The organism is Mesorhizobium sp. NFR06 (genome assembly GCF_900115245.1).
In the GTDB taxonomy this organism is placed as follows: Bacteria; Pseudomonadota; Alphaproteobacteria; order Rhizobiales; family Rhizobiaceae; genus Mesorhizobium.
Window position 1 is genome coordinate 76,577 of record NZ_FOVT01000006.1, and the last position, 25,501, is coordinate 102,077.

Here is a 25,501-nt window from a genome sequence, read left to right on the forward strand (position 1 = left end):
ATCCATGCCGTGACATCGGCCGTAAGTTGCAGCGGTCCAAAATAGCCGATGACTGCGCCAATTAAGATCGCCTGATGACCGGATACGTTTACATGACCGCGAGCCAGAAAGGCGGCACGATCTATATCGGTGTCACCAATGACCTTGCTCGTCGCATGCCCGAGCATAAGGCCGACCAAGGTTCCTCCTTCACCAGCCGCTACGGTGTGCAGCGTCTGGTCTGGTACGAGGAGTATTTCGACATCACCGATGCTATCCAGCGTGAAACGTCATTGAAGCGCTGGCCACGCCAATGGAAGATTGAACTCATCGAGAAGACCAATCCCGAATGGTTCGAGCTGTTTCGCGGAATTGGCTGGTGAACGTTTCTGAACCGCTGCGGCGCTCGGGCGTAACGGCATGGATTCTAGGGTCTGCGCGCGTCGCTTCGCTCCTTGCTCCGCCCTAGAATGACGAAGGACAGGTTAGCGGAGCAGCGCCCCCCTCTGCCTTGCCAGGCATCTCCCCTGCAAGGGACCCCGGCGGAGGGAGAGGAAAACGCTAGCCGTTGAGGGCGAGAAGAAAAGCTGACCGTCGAAGCCGCGACCTGAGCGATTGGCCTTTCCCCCGGCGGGGGTCCGGCGGGGGGAGAGGTGGCTCGGCGAGGCCGAGATGGAGTCGGGGAACCCCCTGCGCGATTTGCCCTATCCGCGCGGCACGGGCAGCGATCATCGCGGTTGGGGTTCTCTTGCTTGGAGTGTGGCCGGCATGCATGGTATCGCAAGGCCGGAGGCGACGATGCGTGTCATTTTCCGATGTGATCCGATGCTGGTCGAGCATCTGCCGCGCCCCGTCCTGGCGCGCAGCGCCCTGCCGGATTGGCTGCGCGCCATGCCCGCCACCGCCTATTCGGCGATCCACGGCCGCGACATCCGCACGCTCAAGCAGTGCCCGCCGGTGGTCGACGCGATGACCTATGGCTTCATGATCCTCTTGCCGTGCGACGTCGCCGTCGACAAGGGGACCTTTTCTTGGGACTGGAAGATCCCGGACCCCAAGACCGGGAACCATCCCCGCGCGCCGCTGAGCTTCCACACGCCGGGGCAGCTCGCCGGCAGCCCGTTTGCCAAACCCGGCCAGGCCGCCCTCAAATTCAACAGCTTCTGGACCATCGAGGTCGAGGATGGCTGGTCGCTGTTTGCGACGCATCCGGTCAATCGCGACGATCTTCCCTTCAGGCTGGTCACGGGCCTGGTGGACTCCGACCGGTTCAGCGATGGCGGCATCAATTTCCCGGCGACCTGGACGGAGCCGGAATTCTGCGGCGTGCTCGGGAAAGGAACGCCGGTCGCGCAATGCTTTGCGGTTCCGCGCGCCGCGCAGCAACTGCAATTCGAAGTGCTCGACGAAAGGCGCCAGGCCGCCTATGCGCAGACGGTCGCGGACGTCCTGTCGACGCCGGGTGTCTACCGCAAGAAGTTTCGCGCCAGGCGCGGGCGCTCAACCGGCGAGTGAGCGACGCAGCGCTTCCTCGTCGAGCCATAACCGGCCGCTTGGCGCCGACGTGAGCGCCATGGCGATGACGCCGAAGGTGGACGGGCTGAGACGGTAGGCTGTCGAATAGGCCGCCATCGCCCCCTCCAGATCGCCGGCTTCCTGCAGGACGACGCCGAGATTGACCGCGGCTTCCGGGGCGTCCGGGCTCATCTCAAGCACCCGTCGATAGGCCTCGGCGGCGGCGTCGAACTTGCGCATGTCCTGACGCACCAGCCCGAGGTCGAACCATTGAGCCGGATGCCCGCCGCGGGCGACGGCGCGCTCGAGGAAAGCTTCGGCCTCGACAGGCGCGCCGCGTTGCCACGCCAGGCGCCCGAGGCGCGCCATTGACTCCCCGGACTGCGGATCCCTTTGCAGGACGAGCATCCAGGACGCGCCCGCCGCAGAGGCATCGCCCGCCTGATCGAACGTGCGCGCCCGCTCGACCAGAATTTCCGCCTTGGACGACCGCCTCGCGGCGCCGTCCAGGAATTGCAGCGCCGCTTCGAACCGGCCTTGGGCCCGGGCAATCCTGCCCGCCAGGATCAGGGCCGGCACGTTGTCCGGACGAGCCGCCAGGCTCGCCTCGATGCGCGCGCGGGCTGCCGGCAGGTCTGCCCTGGCGAAGGATATGGCCGCCATGAGGTGGCATAGCGCCGCATAGCCGGGGTGCCGCTCGAGGCCAAGCTCGCAAAGGTCCATCGCCCGAGCGTGATCGCCGGAATTGAACGCGGCCACCGCGCGGCGGACCAGATCGTCGCTATCGCCTTGACTCGCGCCGGTCACTGAATTGAAGCTCCCTCTGGGTTCCGAATGGGTGGTTCTAGCACCCGGGCCGGGAAAATTCAGACTGAGAATTAGGGCAAGGCGCCTGACTTGGCTGGTGCAATGCACGAAGCGGATGGCCATTATGAGGAGAGTCTTTATAACGGTCGCCGAGATTCCGGATTAGCCAAGGGGAGACGATGCGTTACATACGTCCGCTTTCAATCGAAGATGCCGTTGGCGAGCTCGCCAAGGCGGTAGGCCCGGCCGCGATCCTGGCCGGGGGCAGCGACCTGCTGGTGAGGATGAAGGGCGGCTTCATCGAGCCGGAGCTGATCGTCGACATCAAGGCGATCGGCGGCCTGGGCGACATCACGCAAACGGCCGACGGCTTCCGCATCGGCGCCGCGGTGCCCTGCGCGGTGCTGGGCGAGAACAAGGCGCTCAGGCAGGCGTGGCCGGGCGTCGTCGAGGCTGCCAACCTGATCGGCTCCAAGCAGGTGCAGGGCCGCTGCACCATCACCGGCAATCTGTGCAACGCCTCGCCCGCTGCCGACAGCGTGCCGGCGCTGGTCGCGGCCGGCGCGAAAGCGGTCGTCGCCGGGCCTTCGGGCAAGCGCACCGTTGCCGTCGAGAGCGTGCCGACGGGACCCGGCAGGACTTCGCTTGCCAAGGGCGAGATCGTCGAGGCGATCCTGCTCGACAAGCGGCCGCCAAATGCCGGCGACGCCTATCTGCGCTTCATTCCGCGCACCGAGATGGACATCGCGGTGGTGAGCGCCGGGGTGAACCTGACGCTGGACGATCATGGCGCGATCACGGCCGCCCGCGTGGCGCTGGGCGCCGCCGCGCCGACGGTGCTTCTGGTCGAGGAAGCGGGACAAGTGCTGATTGGCTCGAAGCTCGACGAGGCGACGCTGGAACGGCTGGCGAAGATCTGCGCCGGCGCCTGCCGCCCGATCGACGACAAGCGCGGCACCATCGAATTCAGGCGGAAAGTGGCGGGCGTGCTGGCGAGACGCGCCGCCGCTACCGCCTACAAGCGTGCAGGAGGCAAATAATGGCCGGTGTAGCTGTATCAACGACGATCAACGGCGATGCCGTCGAGTATCTGTGCCAGCCCGACGAGACGCTGCTGGACGTGCTGCGCGACCGGCTGGGTCTCACCGGCGCCAAGGAAGGCTGCGGCACCGGCGACTGCGGCGCCTGCAGCGTCATCCTCGACAACCGGCTGGTGTGTTCCTGCCTGGTGCTGGGCGCGGAAGCCGAAGGCCGCAAGGTCGAGACCATTGAGGGCATGGCGCATGGCGACCAGCTGCATCCGCTGCAGCAGAAGTTCCTGGAACATGCGGCCCTGCAATGCGGCATCTGCACGCCCGGCTTCCTGATCGCGGCCAAAGACCTTTTGGAGAAGAACCCCTCGCCCACCGAGGAGGAAATCCGCTTCGGGCTGGCCGGGAACCTGTGCCGCTGCACCGGCTATGACAAGATCGTGCGCGCCGTCCAGGACGCGGCGCAAGTGATGAAGGGAGCCTGATCATGAATTTCGATCCGCGCTATTCCGGACGCAATTTCTCTTCCGTCGGCACGCGCCCGATCCGCCCCGACGGCGTCGACAAGGTGACCGGCCGCGCCCGCTACGGCGCCGACTTCAACATGGCCGGACAGCTGGTCGGCCGCATCCTGCGCAGCCCGCACGCGCATGCGGTGATCAAGAAGATCGACACCTCGAAGGCGGAAAAGCTCGCCGGCGTGAAGGCGGTGATCACGGCCAAAGACCTGCCCGACCTGACCGACGGCGATGCCGCGATGTACGACATCCTCGACAATTCGATGGCGCGCACAAAGGCGCTCTATGACGGCCACGCGGTGGCCGCGGTCGCGGCGATCGACGCCCGCACCGCCCGCCAGGCGCTGAAGCTGATCGAGGTCGACTACGAGGTGCTGCCGCACGTCACCGACGTCGACGAGGCGGCGCAGCACCACGCGCCGCTGATCAACGACCAGATCTTCACCGAGGGCCTCGAGGAAAAGCCGGCGAAACCCTCCAACGTCACCAAGCGCACGCAGTTCGGCCATGGCGACGTCCACAAGGGGTTTGCCCAGGCCGACTTCATCGTCGAGCGCTCGTTCAAGACCGAGCAGACGCACCAGGGCTATATCGAGCCGCACGCCTGCGTGGCGAGCGTCAATGCCGACGGCACAGCGGAGCTGTGGGTCTGCACGCAAGGCCATTTCGTCTATCGCCAGCACTGCGCCCAGCTGCTCGGGCTGGAAGCCTCGAAGCTGCGCGTCACCTCCTCCGAGATCGGCGGCGGCTTCGGCGGCAAGACCCATGTCTGGGCCGAGCCGGTGGCGCTCGCCTTGTCCAGAAAGGCCGGCCGCCCGGTGAAGCTGGTGATGACCCGCGACGAGGTGTTCCGCGCCTCGGGCCCGACCAGCGCCACCTCGATCGACGTCAGAATAGGCGCCAAGAAGGACGGCACCATCACCGCCGCGGAAGCGACGCTGCGCTATAGCTGCGGCCCCTATGCCGGCTCCTGGGCCGAGATCGGCGCCATGACGGCGTTCGCCTGCTACAAGCTCGAAAACGTCAAGACCGTCGGCTACGAAGTGCTGGTCAACCGGCCCAAGACCGCGGCCTATCGCGCGCCGTCGGCGCCAATGGCGGCGTTCGCGGTGGAAAGCGCCGTCGACGAGCTCGCCAAGGAGATCGGCATGGACCCGGTCGACTTCCGCATCAAGAACGCCGCGCAGGAAGGCACGCGCGCCTCCTACGGCCCGGTCTACGGGCCGATCGGCATCGGCCCGACGCTCGAGGCGGTGAAGAACCATCCGCACATGAAGGCGCCGCTGAAGGCATACCAGGGGCGCGGCATGGCCTGCGGCTTCTGGTTCAACTTCGGCGGCCAGACCTGCACCGACTTGAACATCGGCATGGACGGCTCGGTGTCGCTCGCCGTCGGAACCGTCGACGTGGGTGGTTCCCGCGCGTCGCTGTCGCTGGTGGCGGCGGAAGAGCTCGGCATCGACTATGCCCAGGTCAAGGCGATCGTCGCCGACACGTCTTCCCTCGGCTACAACGACATGACCGACGGCAGCCGCGGCACCTTCTCCTCCTCGATGGCGACCATCTCGGCCGCCCGCAATGCGATCAAGGTGCTGAAGGATCGCGCCGCGCAGATGTGGGATATCCCGGTCGAGGACGTCACCTGGGAAAAGGGCCATGCCGTCGCCAAGGGCGAGAAATACGGCAACCTGTCGCCGCTGTCGTTGAAGGACATCGCCGCCAAATCGGGCACGACGGGCGGGCCGATCGCCGGCCACAGCGAGCTCGTCGCCGACGGCGCCGGCGTCTCCTTCGCCACCCATATTTGCGACGTCGAGGTCGACCCCGAGACCGGCTCGACCAGGGTGATCCGCTACACGGTGGTGCAGGACGCCGGCAAGGCGGTGCACCCGACCTATGTCGAGGGCCAGTACCAGGGCGGTGCCGCGCAAGGCATCGGCTGGGCGCTCAACGAGGAGTATATCTACGGCAAGGACGGGCGGCTGCAGAACGCAGGCTTCCTCGACTACCGCATCCCGGTATGCTCCGACCTGCCGATGATCGACACGCAGATCCTGGAAATCCCCAACCCCAACCACCCCTATGGCGTGCGCGGCGTGGGCGAAACCTCGATCGTGCCGCCGCTGGCGGCGATCGCCAACGCGGTGTCGAACGCGGTCGGCGTGCGCATGAGCCACATCCCGATGTCGCCGCCGCGGATTCTTGCCGCGCTGGACGCGGAGCGGGAAGGCTGAGAGGTATCCAAGCTAGGGTAAGGTGTGTTGAGATTCAGGTCAGGCCGAGCCGAGAATGATGGCTTCCGAGAACCGGAGCGGAGCGTATTCAAAGTACGTGAGCACCGGAAGCGCAGGAAGCCGCCGTTTGCAGGCCGGCCTCACCTGAACATCGACACACCTTAGGCTCAAATGGTCGCCGTCACCCTTTGGGGCTCGCTCAGCGCCGTCGCCGGCGGCAAGACTAAGCACGAGATCGAGGCCAAGGACATCAGGGAACTGTTCCGCAAGCTGGCGGAACAGTATCCCGGGATTGAGCCCTGGATCGACCGCGGCATCGCGGTGGCGATCGACGGGGTGATTTATCGCGATACGTGGAGCAAGGAGCTGCCGGCGGGGGCGGAGATTTTTCTGCTGCCGCGATTGGCTGGGGGGTGAGCAGAGGTTACGGCGCGACGTAACAGGTAAGCAGCTTTGCGCCTCGTTCTGGTCATACAGGCTAGTCTGACGATCGTCCAAAAGCTGTCGATCCGCCGAGGGGATGGTTACTTAGTTCCTCCTATCGCCCCATAGGATGAACGTCAGCCAAATCTCTCACTTGTTTGCCGTGACACTTTCGTAGCGTGAAGCTTAATGACAGACTGTTATCTAAGCCGATGAGTCGGATAACGAGAAAACCTGAATAGCTGATTGATGCCTGACGTAAGTTTCCGCTGGCTCCATTTGTCAGATCTTCATTTCGGTATGAAGGGCCAAGCACCGCTCTGGGCCAATCTCAAGCATCATTTCTACGACGACCTTCCTCTGTTGCATCGTCAGTCGGGACCGTGGGATCTCCTGATCTTCTCCGGTGACATAGTGCAGAAGGGTGACGCCGAGGAATTCAAGGGCGCAACGGCTGCGCTTGTGGAACTCTACGGAAAGTTGGCGGACTTGGATTGCTCGCCGAAGTTCATGGCGGTTCCAGGGAACCATGACCTCGTTCGTCCAGGTGCCAGCGATATGTCTGCGATGTTGCTGCAGGACTGGTCGAAGAAGCACAATGTCCGCGATGATTTCTTGAACAACCCGACTGGTCCCTATCGAGAAACCATTAGGAGCGCGTTTGCTAACTATCAGGCCTGGTACGAAGCGCTTCGCGGGGTCGGAATACCCGTCGTTGATGCGGCCCAGGGCTTCCTGCCTGGCGATCAGGTCGTCAGGTTTGCCAAGGACGAGAGGCAACTCGGCCTGGTCGGTCTAAACTCCACATGGCTTCAATTGAGCAAGGAGAACAAGTCCGGTGATCTGCACGTGGACCATCAGCAGCTGTCCGGGATACTGCCGGATGCAGAAGGCTGGTGCCGCGCAAACGACTTCAATCTTTTGGTCACCCATCAACCGGTAGAGTGGTTGTCGCCAAGCAGCTTGGACACATGGAAGAAGGAGATCGCTCCGCCTGGCCGTTTCGATCTCCATTTATTCGGCCACATGCACGAGCCTCTCTCAAGCAGCCTATCGCAGATGGGCTCGTCCCCGGTGGCCATATTTCAGTCGCCGTCCCTTTTTGGCCTGGAGCATTTCGGCGATGGCAGGACCCAACGCATTCATGGCTATAGTGCCGGTGCGCTTGTCATAAACGAGAAGGGTCGGCAGCTTAGGATCTGGCCCCGGACGTACCAAGTCACGAGATCAGGTCAGGGTCGGGTCACTCCCAATTTCGAGTTCATCTTGCCCGATAATGAGAGCACGGTGACGCAACTGCCTGACAAGCAGGTGATCAAGTCCGCAGCCGCTGGGGTGGTGAATTCCGTCTCGCTTGTCGCGCAAGCAGAAAGAGAGGAAGCATTCGTCGCGACGGCGTCGACAGAAAAGACGAACCTCCTTTCAAGGTTCAGGCATCACCTTCTGCCACCCGGGCCTCACGCCTTCGTCAGGAAGGAGGAGCAGGACATTGCTGCCAACGCGCTGGCAAAGCGTGGATTGTGGATCATTGCCGATTGGGGGTTGGGTTCGGACGAGTTTGTGTCTTCCGTCCTGCAAATGCATGAGATGTCGGACTTGCCTGTGTTCCGGTTCGACTTAAGCGAAATGTCCGCCGGCAGCGATCTTGCCCAGGAAATCGAGGCTAGGCTAGGCTTCAAGATCCAGCAGGTATCGGATGAGCTTGCGACTGGCGACGCGGCCGTCCTGCTCCTGGACGATGTAGTCCTGGGAGAACGAGTGCAGGGCACGATGCCCAGGGAGGGAGAGCTCGAAGCACTTTCCCAAGCCATCCTCGACTATTGCCCCGGCATAGTAATCCTGTTGCGCACCAGTTCTGATCCGGCGAATAGCCAATTCGGCAAGGTCAAGATCGGAGCCTTAGACGAGCCCGATCTCAAAGCCTACATCGCCAACAGTCCAGAAGGCGGCATCGAGCTGGCGGCTCAGGATGCGGTTGCCAAATTGCTGGTCATCACCGGCGGCGTTCCTGATCAAGTCGACCAAGCGCTAAAGGCACTACAGGTCGTAACTTTGTCCGAGCTGGTCGCGAGTCATCAGGAGACTGGCGAGAACGAACCTTCAAGCGGTTCCCAGGGTCTGCGGCGAGCGATCGAGGAGCTGGGCGCCGCCACTCACCCAATGCTGCAGCGCGCTCTGCAGATGTTGCAAGCGCTGGCGACATTTCCTCATGGAGCTCAATTCGAGCACATTAAGCGTTTCAACGGGGTCCACGGATTCTATCCCACCAATGCAACCGAGCTTCGCCATCGCGCTCTTATAGTCACTTCGTCTCTTCCGGGACTGGAGCAGCAGAGTCAGGCTGAAATCCGCAGGATATTGACTGTTCCCCGCACGGTGCGCGACGTCGTGCGCGGGCAGATGTCGGAAGAGCTTCTCAATCAGCACAACAGGCGCGCGGCGGAATTGTATTTTGGTGCAAATTGGCGAGCTGGATCCACCAGTTGGCCACCTGACCGCAAGTACTCCAGTCCGAAGTGTTCGCACCATGAAATCGCGAACGCCTCGGCTATCCTCCTGCGCCTTCTGAAAACGGCCTTGCGGGCGGGCGATATCGAGGAGGTGATCGCGCTGATGCACCTGAGCGCAGCCTTTGCCGACGCTCTCAACTTAGGATCACACTACTACGGTGCTTCCGAATTCTCCTCGTCGTTCTTGCACACGGCGCCGGCGGGTGTCGCCGACGATATGGTCGCTCGCGTCCGGCTCAACTATGGTCAAGCGCTCCGGCTGACTGGAGAGCGCTCCAGAGCGATTCATATATTGGAAGAGCTGGACCCCTCACAGTTTGATAGATCAGATCGTGAATCCCTCTGGCTTTCGCTGGCATTGGCCTACGGCGGAGATCCGAAGGCTAAGGAATACGCCGAGAAACTTTTCAAGGCCACTAAGGACAACTCTTACAAGCTGCAGGCGAGATCGATCATCATCCAGAGCGAGCCCGCAAGTCCGGAACGCACGGCCAAGCTCGTGAGGCTACAGCTAGAGGCGCGCAAGAAAAAATCGCATATCGTTGCGAACAATCTGGCACTTCAGCTGGCACGCGAGAGCGACGACAAGGCGTTTGCGGACAGGTATCTGAATGAGGTGCTGAGCCCCAACAAGGATTCCGACGACATATACAACCTGGCGAGGGCCGCGGTCAGTTTGGCCGAGCAAGTCCTCGAGGACGGCGAAGCGCTTTCGGATGCGGACCATTCCCGGCTCATAGCGGCCTACCAGTACTTGTTCATCCAGCGGATACCCTCGCTTTTCGACAGGTGTCACCGGGCACTTTGGAAGAGCTTTGCCAGACGCCGCGAGATGAACAACCTCTTCGCATTGTTCCGGAACAGCTCATTCATCTGGAGGATTAGGGGCGTGGGAGAAAAGGAGGAGCAGTACATCTCCTCGCTGGCGTCGATAGCCAAGGAGGATGATAGTGCAATTCCGGAGAATCGTGACGGAAGCTATTTCAAGGCTCGCTTACATTCCACTGCCAGCGTTCCACTTGCGATTGAAGGCTGACTGACGGTTCGCCCAGGCATCTTAGCTAGGGTCGCCGCTGCAGCCCTTAGCATAGCGGATCGCCGACCGCGACCCTAAGGCTGCAATGCGCCGTTATGCACATCAGAGCAGCCAATCCACTATCAGCCCCTTGCCGGTCAAGGCGTAGTCTTCTTCGCAGCCATGGTCAGCCGCTTTTGCTTCGCGGGAATGCTGCTCTTAATGCTCAATGCCTTCTGGCCGACGATGAAGGCGCGATGGAGAAAAACTTCCAACGATTTGAGTAGTTCGGAGACTTCTCGGCTGTCGGGCTCCCATCCGCGATGCGCAGCAGCATTGCCCGCATCAGTGACGACGCCGAGGATGTCCCGCTCAGTTTGCCCGATCCAGCCTCCGTTGCGGAGTTCGTTCAGCTTTTCATCAAATGTCTTGGCTGGATCGATGCCGAGAACTTCGGTCGCTCGGTCCAATGCCGTTCTGAGTCCGATCGCTGTGAGGATATAGGCCTGGTTATCGTGCGCCACGTACATCTGGCTTAGGATATTGTGCAGCTGGGGGTCAGCCTTCTGCATGGTGTCGAACCATACCGGCTTCGTCTTGGCCTCTGGCTTCGGATAGGTCGTGATCTCCCTCGGATGCTCGTACTGCTCCTGACCCATCGCATCGTAGTAGTGATCTATATCTTCACTGTTCCAGTTGGAGGTTTCGTAGAACACCGTCTCGCACCCTCGGCATTCAAGCAGGGAGTGGTCCACGCCGCCGTTGACCGAATGGCCATATTGCCGATCCTCCCAATCCCAAGGCTTATAGATCGTTCCGTGGACTTCGCAGGTGCGCTCACCATCGCAGGTGGGGCAATGCGCTTTTTTCGTTGCTTTCGGTGATTTGGCCATAGAACTCAATAACAAACACCAACTAACTTTTCCAACGGTGAGCAGGAAGATCGGCGCAGCCGAAGTCCGCTTCCACGGTTGGCCGCTCTGAAGCCGCCGTTCGCCTTCCGGCCCCCAAGCAGACAATTGTTTCAGGCTTAAGCTCGACAGCAACAATTCACACGTCCCCCTCACACCCCCAGCCTCGGCTCGGTATTCACCTCCAGCGCCCTTTCCGCCTCGTCTTCCTCGCCCAGCACCTCGCCATGCACGCCGAGCGCGCGGCCGATCCAGATCGGGTCGATCAGGTGGTCGCGTTTGGGGTTGGTGGTGTTGGGGTGGATGAGGATGCTCAAGCCGCCGTGCGGGATCGCGGTGGCGATCGACGGGACGATCTATCGGGATACGTGGAGCAAGGAACTGCCAGAGGGGGCTGAGATTTTTCTGCTGCCGCGGCTGGCGGGGGTGAGGCGAGATTGCGGCCTTGATCGCAGCGAGCCCCGTGCGGACTCGCCGGGATCAGCACCGGCCGGGCGCCCGGTCGGTCTCGGCATCTCCCCGCTCCATCCCTGCGCTGAGCTTCAGCCCTTTTTGGCGTAGCCGGCGGTGACTTCGTCCTTATGCGCGGCGAAGGCTTCAAGGACCTCGGTCTTTTCGGCCTTCGGAACCTTGAAGTGGTCGAGCGTCCGCCCGAGCTCCGCCGCGACCTCATCGAATTCCGCGGGAGAAATCTTCAGGTCCCGGTGGGCCTCCTCGAGGCCGAGAGGCGTCGTGCCCGGCTTCGTGGCCACGAACTTGAAGGGGCCGCCGGAAACATCGCACACCCACAGCGTGCGCATGAATTTGAGGCCCGGAAGGCGTTCGAGGTTCTTGGTGTGCCATTTGCGAAGTTGCGGGTTCTTGGACTTCTGGCCGACGATGGGGTTCTTCACGACGGCGTCGCTGAAGTGATCCACCACCGCCGCGATGGCGAACACGCCCCCCAGCCGATCATACAGGCTTTTCCCGGGCGTGATCTGCTTGGTCTGGGCGAGCGCATCGCCGGCGGGCAATATGGCAGTCGACGCGGTCGCCGCCGCCAGCGCCGCCACGATGCTTCGTCTTGTAAGTGACGTCGAAACAGCCGTTTTCATGCCTGGTTCCTCCGTTGGGCCAGAGCAAGCCGCTCTGGCGGCTTCGATGCATGTTTTCGGGACATATTCACTTTGCCTTAAATGGCATCGCATGAGGGACTAACGAGACCCCGCCCGAAATATTCTTTCAGCGCCAAGATATGTCGGTGGGCGGGTCGACCGTGTAGTCGCGCTTGGGGTTGGTGGTGTTGGGATGGATGAGGATGCTCAGGCCGCCGTGCGGGATCGCGGTGGCGATCGACGGGGTGATTTATAGGGATACGTGGAGCAAGGAGCTGCCACCGGGGGCGGAGATTTTCCTGCTGCCGCGGCTGGCTGGGGGGTGAGTGAACCGGCGGCTGGCCGGCACCACACCTAGCATTGGCTGTCGAGCCACTCACGCAGCTCCCGCTGCTCTTTGCTTTCGGCAACCGGCGGCGACGAACGCGTCGACAGATACCAAACCGCTGCCAGCACGCAGGCGCCCCAGACACCGGCGAAGATATTCGCAGCCAACTCCAGCTGTGGGTTTCCTCGACAGGCGCCATAACATCAGCACTATCGAATTTAGGAAATCGACATATATCTGGCGACCGGTGCCGGCCGGCTTGGGATGGCCCTTATCGTCTAAGCCCGAAAAAGCTCAAGACGGCGAGAATGACAACGATGAGTCCGGCAATGTAGATGATGCTGTGCATGGCAGGTCCTCCTACGGAGGACCAATAATTAGCGAGCGCCAAAGTCCGCCCGAGGCTGGTCCAAGCGTCATTCGTTCGGATGGCGATGATTTAGCCTGAGCTGATATAACAATATCAGCCGGCGCGCTGTATCTAGTCCGTGCCCCCCGCCGATCAGGCCCGACTCCTGGGCACCCCCGCTTTCGAGCCGGGCCGCTTACTCGTCGCCTGGTTATTGGTTCGGGCCAGCTATCGGTTTGGGGCTGGTTATCGGTTTGGCCGGTCTTCGCGCATAACGTTGTAGAGCAGAAGCCCCGCCATCAAAGACACGACAGCCCCCAGCATGTCGTGGCTGGTCAGCCCCGAATAAAACACGAAAGCAAACGCCAACTCGGCCATGGTTCCACCCGCTTGCACCATACTTTCCGAGAAAACCCTTGGGGCGCATTAATGTTCCTGAGGCCGGCGCCTGGTCCCAGCAACACGGCGTCCTATCCTTCGCTGCTCCGGCAGCATGAGGGCCCGCTGATACGGCCCCCGATGCGACTGAGGTCGCATTCCTCAGCGCATTGGTCCATCGCGTGAAACATATGCCCCGTGATCTCATTAGGGCTGCGCTGACGAGCAATCAGTCCCTTCATCGTCAGTTGGCTGGATTGCCCGTCACCTGCGCGCAGGTGGCGGGCGTCCGATGAAGAACAAGGGTTGCAGACAGAGGCGAACAGTGTCGATTTCCGATGAGTTGCGGGACGTCAGTCTTCGCTATGAATGTCCCAATTGCCGCCGGCCGATCATCAGAAATGGCTCATGGTTCAAGGCGGTGAGCACCTTCCGATGCGACGCCTGCAAGACAAAGCTCAGGCTTGGCTACTCGGCCAAGCTGGCGCTTTTCGAACGCCACGGGAAGGCGGCGCTCGGGGGCGTGACCCATGCGGATGAGTTCCTGCGAGCCCTTTCCCGAGGCGCGGCTTCCTTTCCGGGAGCGGTTCGAGATGGCCGCGAACGACAACAGCGCGCTCAATCACCGCGATCCTTCCATTCTCAATCTCGTCCCAGCCGATGACGGTCTTGCAAAGATCGCCGCGAAAGCGGAGCGGATGGGTGTTGCGGTGGCCGTGGGCATAGCAATCAGCCTTTGCCCGGCGGTGTTCACGTGCCTGATGCCGGGCGTCTGGAACGCGGCGTTGGACAGTAACGGAGGCAAGCATGATCGAGACTTCCAGGATCCTGGAAACCAAGGTGGCGGGTTTGCAAGACAGGCTGAGGGAAGCCAACCTCAGCGTGGATGACATGCTGGCCTTTCAGAAGGTCGCGGACGTCCTGGACAATGGCCATGGCGGCATCGACGTCGACGACCTGATCGCGCTTTCCTTTGTCGTGCCGGAGGAGGGTTGAGGCGTCGCCAAGCTCGGCCTTAGCCGGTCGAAGTCACCCTCTGGGGCTCGCTCAGCGCCGTCGCCGGCGGCAAGAGCCCAGCACGAGATCGAGGCCAAGGACATCAGGGAACTGTTCGGCAAGCTGGCGGATCCCGGGATAGAGCCGTGGATCGATCGCGGCATCGCGGTGGCGATCGACGGGGTGATTTATCGGGATACGTGGAGCAAGGAGCTGCCGGAGGGGGCGGAGATTTTTCTGCTGCCGCGGCTGGCTGGGGGGTGAGTGGGGGGCGCATAGAGTGCCAGCCTTGCGCCCTATGTTGGTCGTTGAGATCAGCTTTGCCGTCTCCTGATAGCTGACATTACCCATGATCACGCTAGGCTAAAGATTGCGGTTGCGCCAGAAGCTGGCATTCGAGCTCTGCGTCGACGTCGGCTCGGCACGCAGCCTGAGGCGTGAACGCGTGCCATTTTTGCCTACTGAACGACGACAGAGGGCAACCTTTGGGCTTTCAGCAAAGCCGAACGCCCCTCTTTGCGCCTCATCTCAGCCGTTGCGGAAAGATTTGCCACTGATTGAAAGCGGACATCACGGCGACCACGCTGCGCTCGCTCGCGACTCAGCTCGATCAAAGCCAACGAGACGAGAGTCGCCATCGTACGCCCGATTTGGATTGTGCGTCAGTGCATCGGCAGAATGTTCTGGTTCAGGCGGAACAGATTGTCCGGATCGTATCTGTGCTTGATCCCTGCAAGCCGGGCGTAGGCCTCGGCTCCGAAAGCGTCGCGCACGAGATCCGTTCCTTCGCCATGGCCGGGGAAGTTCAGATAGAGGCGGCCGGTCGAGTAGCGCTGCATGTCCTGCCAGAAGCTGCGAACCCAGCCGATGTTCGCATCGTCCTCATCAGCGCCTGGCCAGATGGCGTCGAGGCTGAGCATGAAGGGCATGGAGCGGTCGCCGAAGGCGGTCGCATCGGCTGCAACGCGCTGGACGAAACCGCCGAACTTCCAGATCGAGGCGAAGGTCATTTCGGAGGGGCGCTTCGCCATCCGCGCGGTAATCTCCCCGATGACGTCGTCGTCGAGGCGCGAGAGGTAGGTGGATTTCCAGTAGCAGCGGTCGCGGCCTTTCGGGAACAGGCCGTCATAGAGCGACTGGATGGTGCGGTACGGCATGCGACCGCTGAAATCGACGAGCGGTTCGCCAAAGCTGCGCAGCGGAGCAACGACGCGCTCGCCCTCGTCGGCAGGTCCGTCATAGACGTGCGCGAGCGCCAGGACGCGCCGGCCCCTTGCATGCTCGGGAATCGAGGGATCGTCGGGCAGGGTAGAGAACTCGGCCAGGCCGCTCAAGCGGTCGGGTGCTGTCTGCATGAAGTCGCGCCAGAGCGGGATGATCTCGTTGGCGCTCTCTTCGGGATAGACAGGACCGCAGAACATCAGCTCCGGTTCGATCGGGTGCAGCTTGAACTCGAAGCTCGTCACCACGCCGAAATTGCCGCCGCCGCCGCGCAGCGCCCAGAAGAGATCCGGGTCCTGCGTCGCATCGGCATGGACGAGGCGTCCATCGGCGGTCACCAGATCGGCGGCCAGCAGATTGTCGACGCTGAGGCCGTGGCTCCCGCGCAGCCAGCCGATGCCTCCTGAGAGCGTCAGGCCGGCAACGCCAGTCGCCGAGATCAGGCCGCCCGGCGTGGCGCGGCCAAGCGGGGTGGTGGCCGCATCGACATCGGCCCAAATAGCGCCGCCCTCGACGAAGGCACGATCGAGGCCGGGCGCGACCCGCACGCCATTCATCAGCGACATGTCGATCATCAGGCCGCTGTCGCAGACGGCGTAGCCCGCAACATTGTGGCCGCCCGAGCGGATCGCGAGCGCCAGCCGCTCTTCGCGCGCGAAATTCACCGATGCCACGACATCGGCAGCGCTCCGGCAGCGCGCGATGAGGGCGGGACGGCGGTCGATCATGCCGTTCCAGACGACCCGCGTCGCATCGTAGGTCCGCGCCGACGGCTCCAGCACTTCGCCGCGCATCGTTGAACGGAAGCTTTCGATGCTCGATCGTGCAAGGGTGGCGGCGGTGGCCATGTGGGTGTCTCCTCGTTTCACGCACGCTAGCGCGGCGCGGGCACAGCCACTAAAGTCGAAAATGCTGGAAGGCGGTCATTTCTGCCATGGTTGAACAGGGCGGCCCATTGAATGTGGCGATACTTGCCGCTCCCGAGGCTACTGCCTCCACGATCTACGGCATGTTCGACCTGTTTTCCTCGCCCGGCAGGGATTTCCTGTTCATAACCAGCGGAGCCGCGGGAACGCCGCGCATGCGGCCCTATGTGGTTGCCGGGGACGGCAGCGCGTTTCGCGCTGCAAACGGCGTCTGGGTGCGCCCGGACCACGCGCTTTCCGATTGCCCCCGCCCCGACATCGTCTGCATCCCCGATTTCTTCGTCAATCCGGGCGGAAGCGTCGCCGGGCAGTATGACGCCGAAGCCGCCTGGCTAAAACGTGCGCATGACGACGGCGCCATGCTGGCCAGCGCATGCTCGGGCGCGGTGCTGCTCGGCGAGGCCGGGCTGCTCGACAATCGCGAGGCGACCATTCACTGGGGATATGTCGAGACGCTCACGAACAACTATCCCGGCGTGAAGGTGAAGCCGGACCAGTCGCTTGTGCTGAGCGGCGAGGCGCAACGGGTTGTCATGGCCGGTGGCGGCTCGAGTTGGCAGGATCTCGCCCTCTATCTCATCGCGCGCTTTGTCGGCCTCAAGGAGGCGATGGAGGTCGCCAAGGTCTACATGCTGCAGTGGCACGACATGGGCCAGCAGCCCTTCGCCGCGCTCATGCGCTTTCGCCAGACCAGCGACGCGGTGATCAACCGGTGCCAGAGATGGGCGGAGCTCAACTACCGGACCCCCTCGCCCGTCGCCGCCATGACAAAGTTGTCAGGCCTGTCCGAGCGCTCCTTCGTGCGCCGCTTCGCCAGGGCTACGGACATGAAGGCGATCGACTACATCCACGCGCTCAGGCTCGAGCAGGCCAAGCAGATGCTAGAGACGGGCGATCTCCCGGTCGAAGCGGTGGCGAATGAAGTCGGCTACGAGGATGCGAGTTTTTTCGGGCGTCTCTTCCGTCGCAAGGTCGGGCTGACGCCGGCGCAATATCGCATTCGTTTCGGTGCTCTCCGGCGAGCGCTGAGCCGCGATTGAATCTCAACCGTCGCTGCGCGATGCCGATATGCCGCTCTGCGCCCCGATATCGGCCGTTGAGGTCAACTTCACCTCTGCACGAGAGCGGACATTGCCCGTGATCACGCTAGACTAAAGGTCGCGGTTGCCGCCAGAAGCTGGCATTCGAGCTCTGCGTCGACGTCGGCTCGGCACGCAGCCTGAGGCGTGAACGCGTGCCATTTTTGCCTACTGAACGACGACAGAGGGCAACCCTTGGGCTTTCAGCAAAGCCGAACGCCCCTTGCGCCAGGTACCAGGTGGAATGCCAACAAACTTTTTGAAGGCGCGATTGAACGCGGCCTCCGACTCGTAGCCGACCTCAGCTCCCGCCTGGGCGATGCTGACATCGGGCCGTTCGAGCAGGCGTCCCGCCAGCTGCAGACGCCAGCGAGCAAGATACTGCATGGGCGAGACCTCGACGTAGTGGCTAAAGCGGCCCGCAAAAGCAGTGCGCGAGAGCCCTACGTCGCGGGCGAGACGGTCCAATGTCCATTCCTCCGTAGGGCGTGCGTGAATGAGTCGGAGCGCCTCGCCGACGTGCGGATCGCGAAGCCCGGACAGCCATCCACGCGAGTCCTCTGGCAGGGTCTCAAGATAGCCGCGGATGACCTCGACAAACATCAATTCGCTCAACTTGGCGAGAACCGTTTCGCCACCGGCGCGCCCGCTGCCACCCTCAGCCAGCGCCTGGCGAAACAGGTCAGTAACCCAGCTGCTGCCCTCGGCAGGTTTGCGGGCGCACAGTATGGCCGGCAACGCGGCGAGCAGGGGATTGAAGGGACGCGCATCGCAGCCAAGGTACCCGCAAATAAACCGGGTCCGCTCGTCTCCACCACCGCCATGAATCACCGCGAACGGCAGGTTCTCGTCTACCGGCCGGTAGTACATTGCCATGTTGGCTTTGCCCCGCCTCCCCGGCGAGGAACTCATGACATTCGGGGCACCTCCGGGGAAGACGACGATATCGCCGGCGTTAACCCGTACCGGAGGCATAGAATCGTCTCCCAGCGCGGCCCAGCACGATCCAGACATTACGGCATGAAAGGAAATGACGTGCTCGGCCTCCGGCATGATGGCGGCGGCAATCTGGGCGGTACCCGGCGACTCGCCGACCCAGGGAGAACTGGCGTCGATATCGAAATAGATCGCACCCGTCAGGCGAACGGCTCGGAGCACATCGGAAAGGACATCCATGCACTACACCTCCGGAAACGATCGATTACTCCCTGAATGACGAATTTTTCGGCCGGACATCCCGAACTATCCAGCAATATGGCCATATGAGCAAGCGCGCATATGCGCGATCCTACTCTGAACGATCGGGCAACAGAATTGGACGATGTGACATTTTCGCGAGCACCGGATGGGCTAGCGTCCCTCGACCGGCCGACAGGTTCGGTAGGGAGGAATGCCATGAACGACGAAGACATCACCAAATTCGCAGAAAGCCTGCGGGGCGAAGTCATCCGCACCGGCGACGCGAACTATGACGAGGCCCGCAAGCTCTACAACGGCATGATCGACAAGCGACCGCTTGTCATCGCCCGCTGCGTCGACGTCGCCGACGTGATCACAGCGGTGAATTTCGGTCGCGACAACAAGTTGCTGGTTGCGGTACGTGGCGGCGGCCATAACGGACCGGGTTTAGGGAGCTGCGACGACGGTCTGGTGATCGACCTGTCGGCGATGAACGGCGTGCGCGTCGATCCGGACGCCTGTACGGCGCGGGTAGGCGCGGGCTGCACTCAGGGCGACGTCGACCACGCCACCCATGCCTTTGGGTTGGCTGTCCCGGCGGGCATCATCTCGACCACTGGGATCGCCGGACTGACGCTGAGTGGCGGCCACGGCTATCTGACGCGCAAATACGGTCTGACCATCGACAATCTGATCGAGGCCGATGTCGTGCTTGCCGACGGAAGCTTCGTCACCACCAGCAAGGAACGGGACCCCAACCTGTTCTGGGCGCTGCGTGGCGGTGGCGGCAATTTCGGCGTCGTCACCAGTTTTGTGTTCCAGCTTCACCGGGTCAACATGGTCTTTGCGGGGCCGATCGCATTTGATCAACAACACGCCCGCACCATCATGCAGCGTTATCGCGAGTTCCTGCCGGACGCGCCCGAGGAACTCGGGATCTTCCTCGGGCTCAAGACGATCCTCTCGAGCGCGCCGTTTCCGGAAGAGTTTTGGGGAAAGCGGATGTGTCTCCTGATGTGTTGCTATAGCGGTCCGGAGGAAAAGGGTAGAGAGGCGCTAGCCCCGCTCATCGATGCGCTCCCTGCGCCTTGGTTCAACTGGATGGGAACGATGCCCTATCCCGCCGTGCAGAGCATGTTCGACGGGCTCTACCCGAAGGGGATGCAGTGGTATTGGCGGGGCGATTTCGTCAAGACACTGTCTGACGCGGCGATTGACGCTCATCTCAAGCAGGCGGCGAAGACGCCGAGCGAGCTATCGCTCATGCATCTCTATCCGATCGATGGCGCCGTCCATCGCATCGGCAAAGACGAGACGGCCTGGAATTGCCGTGATGCGACTTGGTCGATGGTTATCGCAGGGATCGATCCGGACCCACAGAAAGCGGGGCCGGTGACGCGCTGGACCAAGGCCTATTGGGAGGCGGTGCATCCATTCGATCTGGGTGGCGCCTACCTGAACTTCATGATGGATGACGAGGGCGATGCAAGGCTCAAGGCTGCCTATGGCGACAACTACGAGCGCCTGGCTAGGCTGAAGAAGACATACGACCCGAACAATCTCTTCCGGGTGAACCAAAACATTCGGCCGGCTGCCTGACGGGCGGCCGCTTGTCGGGCGGACCGGCGTCACATTCCTAAGTGACCCGCCTTAAATTAGAAGTATCTTAGTTTCGGTGGCGAAGGAGACCTGGTACATGACCTGCTGGTGCGGGCCGACCGGCTAATCGCGCCTCAGGCTGGCAGCCGCCACATGCGCACGCGGCCTGTGCCGCGCAATTCGGTTTCGGCGAGCGGGTCGCAGACGAAACCCGGTCCAAGCAGTTGGTAGGTCGCATCCGAAATGCGGATTTCGTCGGGCTCGGCGGAGGTTTGAATGCGCGCGGCGAGGTTGACGGTCTCGCCCCACAGGTCATAGGCGAACCGCCTCTTGCCGATGACGCCGGCGACGATCGGGCCTGAGTGAATGCCAATCCTGAGCCTCAGCGGTTCGCCGGCGAAGCGTTCGCGGCTGCCCGCCTTGCGCAGTTCCAGCGCATAGCGCGCCAAGGCCTGCGCATGATCGGCTCGCGCGGTGGGCAGGCCGGCGACCACCATGACGCAATCGCCGATCGTCTTGATCTTCTCGCAGCCGTATTTCTCCGCGAGCCGGTCCGCCGCCTTGAAGAAGTAATTCAAAATGGCGAGCGTCGTCACCGGTCCGACGCTGCGCGCGCCTTCCGTGAAGCCGACGATGTCGGCGAAAAGCACGCTAACCTCCGCGTGGTTGTCGGCGATTTTCTCGTGCGCCTTCAGCCGCTCGGCGATCGACGCCGGCAGGATGTTGAGGAGCAGGGCTTCGGCGCGCTGGTATTCACGCGACAATGCCTCCTGGCTTTGCCTCAACGCCTCGTTCGTCGCTTGCAATTGCTCGTTGAGTTGACGCTCCCGCTCCTGCAGCAGCGTCATCTCATAGGCCTTCTGCTGCAGCCGCTGCTTGTTGTCGCGTTCGGCGGTGGCGTCGAGGAAGAGCAGCCACACACTGGCATCGTCGGCAAAGAAATGCAGGTCCGCGACACGCCCGCCGGGCAGCTCGAGCATGCCCATATGAAAGGGCAGCTCGGGGCAAGGCAGCAAACCTTCCATGACCTCTAGCTGCTCGGCGATGGGCTTGCCGATGCGAAGCGACGACAGTCCATAATGGTCGAGGTTGCCGCCCTTCGCGGCTACGCGAAGCTCGGCATCGATTTTCAGGTATGCGATAGAGTGGCCGCTGTAGAAGAAATCGTAAATCCAGCCCCTGACTTCTTTCGGCAATCTATGCATGGTCTATTTGGTGACCATCGTGGCAAGCTGAAGAAACGCGTCATCGACATGCTCACCCGTGAGCGCGCTCGTCAGATAGACCTGCCATCCACGTTGCCTCAGGTCGTCGATCTCGCTATCCGGTATTACCCACTTGTCGACCAGGTCGGACTTGTTGAACAGCAGCACGAACGGCATGGCGCCGAATTCGGCCTCGACCCGCTCGCGCAGCGTCAGCGCCGCGGCAAGCGTGGCGGCGCGGGTTCCATCGACGACGAGCACGAGCCCGGTCGCCCCCCGCACATAGCTGACGCGGAACGAGCCGATATCGTCCTCGCCGGCCAGATCCCACAAGATCAGATCCACTGTCTTGTCCGGGAGCACGACGCTCTTCTTGTCGATCTTCACGCCCACCGTGGTCAAATAGGTTTCCGAGAAGATGCTTTGCACGAACCTGCGCACCAGGCTCGTCTTGCCGACCGAGAAGCCGCCCAGCATGCAGATCTTTTTTTGCAACATCCCGAGCCCCGCTAGAGCATTTCACCGGAAACGGCGAAACGCTCCATCTCTTTGTTTTGACGCAATTCCTGGCGGAAAACCGTGTCACACTTTTCCTGGAATTGCTCTAGAACCGGATGAATTCCGAATCCGGCTCCAAATCACAGAAACAAAGCATGATGTCGTGCGAAACCCGCCTCACACTTTTCGGCATCATGCCCTATTCCAGGTTCACCGTAACCGAAACCCGACGATTGGTGGAGCTACCAGTTCGACTATTTTCAGGCACCACCGGCTCGAAGGTGCCGGCACCCCGAACCAGCAGCAGTTCGGGAGCCACGCCGCGCTTGTTGAGAAGCGCGCGAACCGCCTCGGCGCGGGCGGCGCTGATCGACACGTTGGCCGTCTCGCGGCCCGTGGCGTCGGAATGGCCGGTCAGCATGAACCGGGCCGTCACGCCCGACTTGCGGGCGCCCTGGGCGAATTCCTTGAGTTGTTCCGCCAACCTGTCGAGAACCGGCGTCTGCTCGGGTCCCGGCAAGGCCTTGCCGGAATAGAAGAAGATGTCGGTTCCCTGGATGGCCGCTTTCAACTGATTGAGCTCGGCAAGGTTGAGCTCCTGCAGCTGCGAGACATCCATGGCCACGCCGTCCGCGGCAAGCTGCTGGGCGGCGGCCCGCGCCCGGTTGATCCACGTGGCGGTGGCCTCGCCTTCGGCCACGATGCGATCCTTGACGATCGTAAGCCGCACCGTATCGGGCGGCGCCAGCGAGGCGGTCAGCCGCTTCAGCACGAACTCCGGCTCAAGGCTCTGGTAGAATTGCCACTGCGCATGGACGCGGGCAGGATCGAGCCGCGTACCCAACAAAAGCGACTGCGGGTCGACGCCAAGCGGGTCGCGCAGGCCGGCAATATAGAATTGCCCGTCGCGTATCCTTTGCTCGGCAACGACGATGCCCGGCTGTCTTCCCAGTCGCGACACATAGGCCTGCCAGCGCTCGGCCTCGCGTGCCTCGGGGCTGACGTCGCGGACGCCGGAGACATCGAACACCGGCCCGCCCGCCGAAAGCTGGCGAGCGGCGGCCCGCGCGTTGTCGATCCAGGTGTCGGTGGCCTCGCCCTCGGCAACGATGCGATCGTCGACGACCGAGAGCCGCACCGTATCCGGCGGCGCCAGCGACGCCGCCAGCCGCTTCAACACGAAGCGAGGCTCGAGGCTCTGATAGGATTGCCATTGCGCATGGACGCGGGCGGGATCGACCTCGGTTCCCGACAACAGCGACTGCGGATCGGCGGCCAGCGGGTCGCGCAGGCCGGCGACATAGAACTGGCCGTCGCGTATCTTTTGCTCGGCAACGATGATGCCAGGCTGCGTCTCCAGTCGCGACACATAGGCCTGCCAGCGCTCGGCCGCGCGGGCTTCGGGGCTGACGTCGCGGACGCCGGAGACGTCGAACACCGGCCCGCCGGCCGAAAGCTGCCGGGCGGCGGCGCGCGCCTTTTCGATCCAGGTGTCGGTGGCCTCGCCCTCGGCGACGATGCGATCCTTGACGACCGAAAGCCGCACCGTATCCGGCGGCGCCAGCGACGCCGTCAGCCGCTTCAACACGAATTGAGGCTCGAGGCTCTCATAGGATTGCCACTGCGCATGGACGCGGGCGGGATCGACCTCGGTTCCCGACAACAGCGCCTGCGGGTCGACGGCCAGCGGGTCGCGCAGGCCGGCAACATAGAATTGGCCACCGCGTATCTTTTGCTCGGCAACGATGATGCCCGGCTGGGCCTCCAGTCGCGACACATAGGTTTGCCAGCGCTGCCCGGATTGCCAGGAAAAAAAGAACCAGGCGCCCACCGGAACCAAAAGCAGCAGGACCAGCGCCAGCACCAGCCATGGAAATCCCTGGTTCGTATCCTCCTGCTTCAGCTCGACGCAGGTCTGCAGCCGCGCCTCGATGCCGAACAGCTGCGAGGTGTCGCCGTCAAACTGCTCTAAAACCTCCGAGCTTTCGTCGTGGATGCGAAGCAATACGTCGCGAAATATCTCATGCAGTTCCTCCGGCGGATTTCCCCGGATCACCGCAACCAGGGTGGCAAGCGGTCCGACTTCCGACCAGAGACGGAGTTCGCCAAAGCGGATCGTGTCCAGGCCGCTCTGTTCTTTCTCGTTGAATGAATCCTTCACGAAATCTTGAATTGCGCTGAGCATCGAAGAAATAAGCTGGGGATCTTCGCTCGTTGCGTTGTCGGCCGTTACATGCGCTATCAAGAGTCCGGAATTGCGATTGATGAGAAAGACATGCTCTACGCGATAGACGAGAGAATGCTTCAGAACGACTTCCGAGAAGCTGGCACCGGTTCTCCAAGCTTCCACTCTCCACTTGAGACCATGCCAGGTGAATATATGTCGTAGAGTTTCATTCAGCGACTGAAAGGTCTGGTCGATCTTTTCGCCGATCGACTTGCGAATTGCCGGCAGAAACACCGGGTACAATATATCCGTCAGCGTGCGCGGGCTCTTCTGGATCGAGCGCTGCACGGCCCGCTCGACGGCCGGCGCCAGGGCCTCGCCGAGCTGCGCATGCGGCGCTTGGGCGGCCGCACTGGGAAGAACGCCGCCCACCGCCGTCGCAAGCTGCGCCGGTTCGTCCAGCAGCTCGGTAACGCGTGAAAGCTCCGAGATCTCGCGGCCGACCAGCAGCTGGCGCAGCGTTTCCATGCGAGGGTCGGCGGTTGGAACCGCCTCGAAGCGCGCGCGATAGTCCGGATCGACGTTCCGGGCTATCTCGACCAAAAGCTTAGCAAGAGCCTCGCGATCAATTCCTGTATCGGTCGAAGCTGCTTTTTTTGGAAGGCTGACTGGGTCGACGGTTGACGTCAAGTTCCGATCAACTCACTTTCCAGCCACGCTCCGAGTTGCTCTTGCTGCCGACGGGATCCTGATTGAGACATTTTGCGACCTCGACAAACAAGCCGGCCAAAAGATTTCGGTCGGTCTTGACGTTGCTGAGATCGGAAAACACCTTCTCTATCAGCATCTGAACGCTTTCGATCCTTTGCTTGATTTCCTCACGCAGCAAATGATCGTTTCGATTGATCCGGTCGGCAACTTCGCGCTCGAGCTCGCTCAATTGATCCGACAGCGCGCGCACCTGCTTTTCAAGCGCCTGATTTTGCTCGCGAAGATTCCGGTCGATCTCCTTGTCGCCCTCGGCTCGCGCATCTTTTTCGTTGCGCAATTGCGTCGCGAGCGAGTCAACCTGCTTCTTGGCGTTCGACTCGTACGTTTCAAGATTGCGCTTGGCCTCGGATTCGACATCCTTGAAGCGCTGCAAGACCCGTTCTTCAAGCTTGGAAAAGCGGCGATCGTAGTCCTGCATCTGGTTGCCGAACAGCAGGTCGCGTATCTTGTCGACACCCACGGCGTCGCTGGGGGCTCCGCCCTCACGACCCTGGACCGCCATAAAGTTCAGACCGTTTCCTTCTGTATTGCCAGTCAGGTTTGCCTCCGCTTTCCTTTCGGAAGACGCGGTATTCGAAGTTTCTTTTGCCATCCCTATGCCCCTCTGTTTGAGCACTTGCCAAAGTGCACATTCATAAACATGTGAGAATGTCAGCAAATGATGCAACCCGCAAGCCGCTATCTGCTTGACTGAAGCCAAATCGAGTGTCAGCGCCCGGCCGTCGAATCAATCTGCGCGCGCACGGCATGCCTGCGTTCAACCGCAGG

General features: G+C 62.2%; 22 protein-coding genes and 2 pseudogenes. 12 read left to right on the forward strand and 12 right to left on the reverse strand.

The genetic code is table 11. From position 1 onward, the window contains the following. The first annotated feature begins 74 nt into the window (after positions 1 to 74). On the forward strand, positions 75 to 362 hold the full coding sequence (locus F3H96_RS12920; protein ID WP_149802128.1) for a GIY-YIG nuclease family protein: 288 nt from the start codon (positions 75 to 77) through the stop codon (positions 360 to 362). Between the two features lie 415 nt (positions 363 to 777). Next, complete coding sequence (locus F3H96_RS12925; protein ID WP_149802129.1) at positions 778 to 1,494, forward strand: hypothetical protein; 717 nt, start codon at positions 778 to 780, stop codon at positions 1,492 to 1,494. On the opposite strand, the gene F3H96_RS12930 is transcribed toward F3H96_RS12925, so the two are convergent. Next, positions 1,480 to 2,301 carry a tetratricopeptide repeat protein gene (locus F3H96_RS12930; protein WP_149802130.1) on the reverse strand — a complete coding sequence of 274 codons (822 nt, stop codon included), beginning with the start codon at positions 2,299 to 2,301 and terminating at the stop codon, positions 1,480 to 1,482. The genes F3H96_RS12925 and F3H96_RS12930 overlap by 15 nt on opposite strands. 179 nt (positions 2,302 to 2,480) lie before the next feature. On the opposite strand from F3H96_RS12930, the gene F3H96_RS12935 reads away from it, so the two are divergent. The 5 genes from F3H96_RS12935 to F3H96_RS12955 all read left to right on the forward strand — a co-directional run bounded on the left by F3H96_RS12935 (position 2,481) and on the right by F3H96_RS12955 (position 10,053). Further along, complete coding sequence (locus F3H96_RS12935) at positions 2,481 to 3,341, forward strand: xanthine dehydrogenase family protein subunit M (protein ID WP_149802131.1); 861 nt, start codon at positions 2,481 to 2,483, stop codon at positions 3,339 to 3,341. Beyond that, complete coding sequence (locus F3H96_RS12940) at positions 3,341 to 3,817, forward strand: (2Fe-2S)-binding protein (protein WP_149802132.1); 477 nt, start codon at positions 3,341 to 3,343, stop codon at positions 3,815 to 3,817. Before F3H96_RS12935 ends, F3H96_RS12940 begins: the two co-directional genes overlap by 1 nt. Positions 3,818 to 3,819: 2 nt before the next feature. After that, on the forward strand, positions 3,820 to 6,084 hold the full coding sequence (locus F3H96_RS12945; protein ID WP_149802133.1) for a xanthine dehydrogenase family protein molybdopterin-binding subunit: 2,265 nt from the start codon (positions 3,820 to 3,822) through the stop codon (positions 6,082 to 6,084). Positions 6,085 to 6,255: 171 nt separating this feature from the next. After that, the gene (locus F3H96_RS12950) at positions 6,256 to 6,501 is read left to right on the forward strand and encodes a MoaD/ThiS family protein (protein WP_149802134.1); all 246 of its coding nucleotides are present in this window, start codon (positions 6,256 to 6,258) and stop codon (positions 6,499 to 6,501) included. A gap of 255 nt (positions 6,502 to 6,756) precedes the next feature. Then, a complete protein-coding gene (locus F3H96_RS12955; protein ID WP_149802135.1) occupies positions 6,757 to 10,053 on the forward strand; it encodes a metallophosphoesterase in 3,297 nt (1,098 codons plus the stop codon). Between the two features lie 137 nt (positions 10,054 to 10,190). Here the strand turns inward: F3H96_RS12955 and F3H96_RS12960 are convergent, their stop codons facing one another. Both F3H96_RS12960 and F3H96_RS12965 read right to left on the reverse strand, forming a co-directional pair. After that, positions 10,191 to 11,081 (reverse strand): DUF4145 domain-containing protein, encoded by an 891-nt coding sequence (locus F3H96_RS12960; RefSeq protein ID WP_149802136.1) that lies wholly within the window; start codon positions 11,079 to 11,081, stop codon positions 10,191 to 10,193. A gap of 14 nt (positions 11,082 to 11,095) precedes the next feature. Continuing rightward, the gene (locus F3H96_RS12965) at positions 11,096 to 11,260 is read right to left on the reverse strand and encodes a DOPA 4,5-dioxygenase family protein (RefSeq protein WP_244619986.1); all 165 of its coding nucleotides are present in this window, start codon (positions 11,258 to 11,260) and stop codon (positions 11,096 to 11,098) included. A 10-nt stretch (positions 11,261 to 11,270) separates the two neighbouring features. Between F3H96_RS12965 and F3H96_RS31080 the strand changes: the two are divergent. Beyond that, positions 11,271 to 11,369: pseudogene (locus F3H96_RS31080) on the forward strand (MoaD/ThiS family protein); the annotation flags it as partial. A gap of 116 nt (positions 11,370 to 11,485) precedes the next feature. Here F3H96_RS31080 and F3H96_RS12975 read toward each other — a convergent pair. After that, the gene (locus F3H96_RS12975) at positions 11,486 to 11,995 is read right to left on the reverse strand and encodes a group 1 truncated hemoglobin (RefSeq protein WP_244619987.1); all 510 of its coding nucleotides are present in this window, start codon (positions 11,993 to 11,995) and stop codon (positions 11,486 to 11,488) included. A gap of 263 nt (positions 11,996 to 12,258) precedes the next feature. On the opposite strand from F3H96_RS12975, the pseudogene F3H96_RS31085 reads away from it, so the two are divergent. Beyond that, a pseudogene (locus F3H96_RS31085) lies at positions 12,259 to 12,363 on the forward strand (MoaD/ThiS family protein); the annotation flags it as partial. A gap of 28 nt (positions 12,364 to 12,391) precedes the next feature. Here F3H96_RS31085 and F3H96_RS30485 read toward each other — a convergent pair. Both F3H96_RS30485 and F3H96_RS30490 read right to left on the reverse strand, forming a co-directional pair. Beyond that, entirely contained in the window at positions 12,392 to 12,532 is a 141-nt protein-coding gene (locus tag F3H96_RS30485) for a hypothetical protein (protein WP_188131377.1), read from the reverse strand. Between the two features lie 966 nt (positions 12,533 to 13,498). Then, entirely contained in the window at positions 13,499 to 13,714 is a 216-nt protein-coding gene (locus tag F3H96_RS30490; RefSeq protein ID WP_188131378.1) for a hypothetical protein, read from the reverse strand. A gap of 185 nt (positions 13,715 to 13,899) precedes the next feature. Here F3H96_RS30490 and F3H96_RS12995 point away from each other — a divergent pair, with 185 nt between their 5' ends. Next, positions 13,900 to 14,088, forward strand: a complete 189-nt coding sequence (locus F3H96_RS12995) for a hypothetical protein (protein WP_149802140.1) — start codon at positions 13,900 to 13,902, stop codon at positions 14,086 to 14,088. Positions 14,089 to 14,750: 662 nt separating this feature from the next. On the opposite strand, the gene F3H96_RS13005 is transcribed toward F3H96_RS12995, so the two are convergent. Further along, positions 14,751 to 16,157 carry an FAD-binding oxidoreductase gene (locus F3H96_RS13005; protein ID WP_149802141.1) on the reverse strand — a complete coding sequence of 469 codons (1,407 nt, stop codon included), beginning with the start codon at positions 16,155 to 16,157 and terminating at the stop codon, positions 14,751 to 14,753. 86 nt (positions 16,158 to 16,243) lie between these two features. On the opposite strand from F3H96_RS13005, the gene F3H96_RS13010 reads away from it, so the two are divergent. Then, a complete protein-coding gene (locus tag F3H96_RS13010; RefSeq protein WP_149802142.1) occupies positions 16,244 to 17,275 on the forward strand; it encodes a helix-turn-helix domain-containing protein in 1,032 nt (343 codons plus the stop codon). A 207-nt stretch (positions 17,276 to 17,482) separates the two neighbouring features. On the opposite strand, the gene F3H96_RS13015 is transcribed toward F3H96_RS13010, so the two are convergent. Further along, entirely contained in the window at positions 17,483 to 18,490 is a 1,008-nt protein-coding gene (locus F3H96_RS13015) for an AraC family transcriptional regulator (RefSeq protein WP_149802143.1), read from the reverse strand. A 219-nt stretch (positions 18,491 to 18,709) separates the two neighbouring features. On the opposite strand from F3H96_RS13015, the gene F3H96_RS13020 reads away from it, so the two are divergent. After that, entirely contained in the window at positions 18,710 to 20,092 is a 1,383-nt protein-coding gene (locus F3H96_RS13020) for an FAD-binding oxidoreductase (RefSeq protein WP_149802144.1), read from the forward strand. Positions 20,093 to 20,226: 134 nt separating this feature from the next. Here the strand turns inward: F3H96_RS13020 and F3H96_RS13025 are convergent, their stop codons facing one another. The 4 genes from F3H96_RS13025 to F3H96_RS13040 form a co-directional block, all read right to left on the reverse strand. Next, on the reverse strand, positions 20,227 to 21,297 hold the full coding sequence (locus F3H96_RS13025) for an adenylate/guanylate cyclase domain-containing protein (RefSeq protein ID WP_149802145.1): 1,071 nt from the start codon (positions 21,295 to 21,297) through the stop codon (positions 20,227 to 20,229). A 3-nt stretch (positions 21,298 to 21,300) separates the two neighbouring features. Then, positions 21,301 to 21,795 carry a Rab family GTPase gene (locus F3H96_RS13030; protein WP_149802146.1) on the reverse strand — a complete coding sequence of 165 codons (495 nt, stop codon included), beginning with the start codon at positions 21,793 to 21,795 and terminating at the stop codon, positions 21,301 to 21,303. A 199-nt stretch (positions 21,796 to 21,994) separates the two neighbouring features. Then, positions 21,995 to 24,565 carry an OmpA family protein gene (locus F3H96_RS13035; protein WP_244619989.1) on the reverse strand — a complete coding sequence of 857 codons (2,571 nt, stop codon included), beginning with the start codon at positions 24,563 to 24,565 and terminating at the stop codon, positions 21,995 to 21,997. A gap of 94 nt (positions 24,566 to 24,659) precedes the next feature. After that, entirely contained in the window at positions 24,660 to 25,325 is a 666-nt protein-coding gene (locus F3H96_RS13040; protein ID WP_149802148.1) for a hypothetical protein, read from the reverse strand. Positions 25,326 to 25,501: the final 176 nt, after the last annotated feature.

What these genes read in the sequence shown, in the direction of transcription:
- F3H96_RS13010 (WP_149802142.1), top strand. Translation starts at nt 16,244, where the DNA reads ATGGTTGAACAGGGCGGCCCATTGAATGTGGCGATACTTGCCGCTCCC.
- F3H96_RS12940 (WP_149802132.1), top strand. Translation starts at nt 3,341, where the DNA reads ATGGCCGGTGTAGCTGTATCAACGACGATCAACGGCGATGCCGTCGAG.
- F3H96_RS12945 (WP_149802133.1), top strand. Translation starts at nt 3,820, where the DNA reads ATGAATTTCGATCCGCGCTATTCCGGACGCAATTTCTCTTCCGTCGGC.
- F3H96_RS13030 (WP_149802146.1), bottom strand. Translation starts at nt 21,795, where the DNA reads ATGTTGCAAAAAAAGATCTGCATGCTGGGCGGCTTCTCGGTCGGCAAG.
- F3H96_RS13005 (WP_149802141.1), bottom strand. Translation starts at nt 16,157, where the DNA reads ATGGCCACCGCCGCCACCCTTGCACGATCGAGCATCGAAAGCTTCCGT.
- F3H96_RS12935 (WP_149802131.1), top strand. Translation starts at nt 2,481, where the DNA reads ATGCGTTACATACGTCCGCTTTCAATCGAAGATGCCGTTGGCGAGCTC.
- F3H96_RS13040 (WP_149802148.1), bottom strand. Translation starts at nt 25,325, where the DNA reads ATGGCAAAAGAAACTTCGAATACCGCGTCTTCCGAAAGGAAAGCGGAG.
- F3H96_RS13020 (WP_149802144.1), top strand. Translation starts at nt 18,710, where the DNA reads ATGAACGACGAAGACATCACCAAATTCGCAGAAAGCCTGCGGGGCGAA.
- F3H96_RS12925 (WP_149802129.1), top strand. Translation starts at nt 778, where the DNA reads ATGCGTGTCATTTTCCGATGTGATCCGATGCTGGTCGAGCATCTGCCG.
- F3H96_RS12955 (WP_149802135.1), top strand. Translation starts at nt 6,757, where the DNA reads ATGCCTGACGTAAGTTTCCGCTGGCTCCATTTGTCAGATCTTCATTTC.
- F3H96_RS13015 (WP_149802143.1), bottom strand. Translation starts at nt 18,490, where the DNA reads ATGGATGTCCTTTCCGATGTGCTCCGAGCCGTTCGCCTGACGGGTGCG.
- F3H96_RS12950 (WP_149802134.1), top strand. Translation starts at nt 6,256, where the DNA reads ATGGTCGCCGTCACCCTTTGGGGCTCGCTCAGCGCCGTCGCCGGCGGC.
- F3H96_RS12995 (WP_149802140.1), top strand. Translation starts at nt 13,900, where the DNA reads ATGATCGAGACTTCCAGGATCCTGGAAACCAAGGTGGCGGGTTTGCAA.
- F3H96_RS13025 (WP_149802145.1), bottom strand. Translation starts at nt 21,297, where the DNA reads ATGCATAGATTGCCGAAAGAAGTCAGGGGCTGGATTTACGATTTCTTC.
- F3H96_RS12920 (WP_149802128.1), top strand. Translation starts at nt 75, where the DNA reads ATGACCGGATACGTTTACATGACCGCGAGCCAGAAAGGCGGCACGATC.